Source organism: uncultured Polaribacter sp., assembly GCF_947503855.1.
In the GTDB taxonomy this organism is placed as follows: domain Bacteria; phylum Bacteroidota; class Bacteroidia; order Flavobacteriales; family Flavobacteriaceae; genus Polaribacter.
Map to the genome: position 1 here is coordinate 1 of NZ_CANNFF010000019.1, position 2,983 is coordinate 2,983.

At 35.5% G+C, this 2,983-nt stretch carries 3 protein-coding genes; 1 reads left to right on the forward strand and 2 read right to left on the reverse strand.

The window, feature by feature from the left end; all coding sequences use genetic code 11:
• Positions 1–208: 208 nt before the first annotated feature.
• On the reverse strand, positions 209–1,072 hold the full coding sequence (locus tag Q0662_RS11815; RefSeq protein WP_003013318.1) for an aminoglycoside 6-adenylyltransferase AadS: 864 nt from the start codon (positions 1,070–1,072) through the stop codon (positions 209–211).
• A gap of 361 nt (positions 1,073–1,433) precedes the next feature.
• On the opposite strand from Q0662_RS11815, the gene catB reads away from it, so the two are divergent.
• Positions 1,434–2,063 carry a type B chloramphenicol O-acetyltransferase gene (gene catB, locus Q0662_RS11820; RefSeq protein WP_010256763.1) on the forward strand — a complete coding sequence of 210 codons (630 nt, stop codon included), beginning with the start codon at positions 1,434–1,436 and terminating at the stop codon, positions 2,061–2,063.
• Between the two features lie 203 nt (positions 2,064–2,266).
• Here catB and Q0662_RS11825 read toward each other — a convergent pair whose 3' ends face one another.
• Positions 2,267–2,770 carry a dihydrofolate reductase gene (locus Q0662_RS11825; RefSeq protein WP_038694170.1) on the reverse strand — a complete coding sequence of 168 codons (504 nt, stop codon included), beginning with the start codon at positions 2,768–2,770 and terminating at the stop codon, positions 2,267–2,269.
• Between the last annotated feature and the right edge of the window lie 213 nt (positions 2,771–2,983).

A 2,983-nucleotide genomic window follows, 5' to 3' on the forward strand; every position in this document is an offset into this window, starting at 1 on the left:
TGGATTGAGAATTTATAAATTTAATTTCGAAACGGCACTTTCTTTTTGGAGGTGCCGTTTTATTCTTTCACATAACGTGCCGCGTATTGGCGATGGGCGGGATTTTTAGCACTGAACTTTAATCGAAGAACAGAAGTTGAATTTTGCACTTCCGTTGATACGAAGCCGTTCAGCCCGCCTATTGCCAATACGATGTTGTACGACGTAGTTATGTTTTGGGTTTTAGTCCAGCTAAATATTTTCGTATGTCATTTTCTAATTTATCCGGGTATTTGTACTCTAATTTTTTTGACAATTCAGTTCCTATTTCTGAAACTAAATCAGTCATTGAAAATAGAGCAGTCCAATTTTCCTTTATATCGCTCCCTGAAAATGTTTGTTCTGTTTTAGCCCACATTTCCTGGTTAAGATACTTTTTGAAAAGCCGTCCATATTTATTGGTCGTTATGTTCCAATTGTGTTCACTTGCAATGTGCCATTCAATTAAAGGAATTAAATATTCTGTGCGAATAACGGTTTCCGACATAAATTTCGCATAGAATATTTCATCTCTCACAAGACACTTTGCCACGTAAGTTGTGTCCCACCAAAAATCGTTTATTAGATTTTGAAACTCTTTTTCAGACGGTTTTTTGATAATGGAAATTTGATAAGTTGGTTTCAGCATTTGCTTTGTAATACCATCTTTATCAATTAAAATTTTATAACCAATATCCCAATCTTCTGGTAATTCTTTCTCTTGCGTTTCCTTTATAAATTTTGATTTGCTGTAAAGTTTAAAATCTACTTTCACACCGTCTTCATAAAGTAGCATTTTCATTGCGTGTTTATGGTTAAAACAACTTTCGTCTTCTTCAATCATAGCAATTGGATTTCCGAATTTAAGCGTCCAGCTTTTGTCTGAAATGTAATTTGTATTATCCTCAAAAACAAATTCAATGTCTAAATCACTAAATTCGTCAACAAGTGCTAAAGGATTTACAAGTGAACTTGTCAGAAGAAGAACTCTTACATCTTCGTTTTTCTCCGACCATTCTATAATTGTTCTTAACTTTTCTTCTCTGACTTTCATTTTGTTTGGTTCGGTTTTACTATGTCGTACAACAACGGGAAACGCATTGGCGAAGTGGCGGATAAATTGAACCGAAAGTTCAATTTAGCAGTGACGTAGCCGATGTGTTTCCACAGAAGCTAAATTATTAAAAAAAAGCTGAATGTGGGACACATTCGGCGGAATAAAAAGCACAAAAGTTGAATTTTGAACTTAACCCGCCATTTTGCCAATGCGATGTTATGTGTAGTTTTTTAGTATCTTTGTCAGATGAAATTATCAGATTAGCAAATTTACTTTACGCAACGTATAGGAAGAGAATAGTTTAGTATTATTCTTCGTTTCCTTATTGTCTCTTATTGTAAATTAAATATGTTAAATAATGAAAAATTACTTCGAAAGTCCTTTTAAAGGAAAAATAATCAAAGACCACATAACTAATCCCAATATAATTTCGGGTAAATATTCTTATTATTCTGGTTATTATCACGGTCATTCATTTGACGATTGTGCTCGTTATCTGTTTCCGGACAGGAATGATGTCGATAAACTAATTATCGGTTCTTATTGTTCAATAGGGAGCGGTGCAAGTTTCATAATGGCAGGTAATCAAGGTCATAAATATGATTGGATTTCCAGTTTTCCATTTTTTTATATGTCTGAATTTGATGTTTTCAGTAAAAGCCAAGATGGATTTCAAAAAGCAGGAGATACAGTTGTTGGGAATGATGTTTGGATTGGTAGTGAAGCTATGATAATGCCAGGAGTTCAGATAGGAGATGGAGCTGTTATTGGCAGTCGTGCTTTGGTTACAAAAGATGTTGAACCTTATTCAATTGTAGGGGGAAATCCAGCCAAATTGATAAAAAAGAGATTTAGTGATGATGACATCCAAAAATTGCAGGAAATGAAATGGTGGGAATGGGATGAAGAAACCCTTTTTGAAGCAATGCCAATTCTTTGTTCAAATAAAATCGATTTGTTGTACAAGTTTTTTAGAAAAATGAAATGATAAAAAGAAGGTTCCGAAATTCGGAGCCTTTTTGTTTTAACTGCGTTTGCGGCTAAAATTACACATAACTTATTTATTGATACGGCTTTTCTGTACAAAACAGCATAATACTTGATGTTTTTGTGCAGGTTTGTTTCTTTATTTGATCAAATATAACGAAAGTAGGTAGACAATGATTTCTTATTTCTCATCAAGTAATCACGTTACCTCCAATACCTTTTCACTTCAAACGCATAGGCATTTTTCTCATCCACTGCTTGGGTTGCTACCGTTTCAACATTCCAAGCGACAGCTTCGAATTTCGGGAAGAAGGTATCTGCACCAAATTCGCCCTGCACATGGGTAATAAACATCTCTTGAACACAATCAAGCGCTAAAGCTTCTCGGTAAATTTGTCCGCCTCCAATTATGAAAACGGTTCGTTCCACTTCATTTTTATAATGATCCAAACAGGATTCCAAGGAAGAAAAAACAACTGCTCCAGGAGCATGATATTCGGTATTGCGTGTTAAGACCGCATTCTCGCGGTTGGGCAACGGCCGAAAACGTTCCGGAATGGAATCGTAGTTTTTTCTACCTGTAACCACAATATGTCCCGTGGTTGTTTCTTTGAAAAATTTCATATCTGCAGGCAAATGCCACATCAAATCATTGTTCTTTCCAATACCGAATTGCTGATCAACAGCAACAATCAATGCTACTTTCATGGAAGTACTTTGTAAATTGTAGGTGAAATGAACACCATGCGGGGATTTGGAATTACTGCATCGTGAACCTGTGTTCCCCTGGCCTCTTCTTCCGTGAGAAAATAACCAATTACCCAATGATAGGTTCCATCCGGAGCCACCACCAATTATTGCAACGTTCTTATCACTAAGTAAATTCATTTGTTTGTCTGTATCTATTCGCATTGTCATTCA

Excerpts from the sequence above, each read along its gene's own strand:
- Q0662_RS11815 (WP_003013318.1), bottom strand. The coding sequence starts at position 1,072 with ATGAAAGTCAGAGAAGAAAAGTTAAGAACAATTATAGAATGGTCGGAG.
- Q0662_RS11825 (WP_038694170.1), bottom strand. The coding sequence starts at position 2,770 with ATGAAAGTAGCATTGATTGTTGCTGTTGATCAGCAATTCGGTATTGGA.
- catB (WP_010256763.1), top strand. The coding sequence starts at position 1,434 with ATGAAAAATTACTTCGAAAGTCCTTTTAAAGGAAAAATAATCAAAGAC.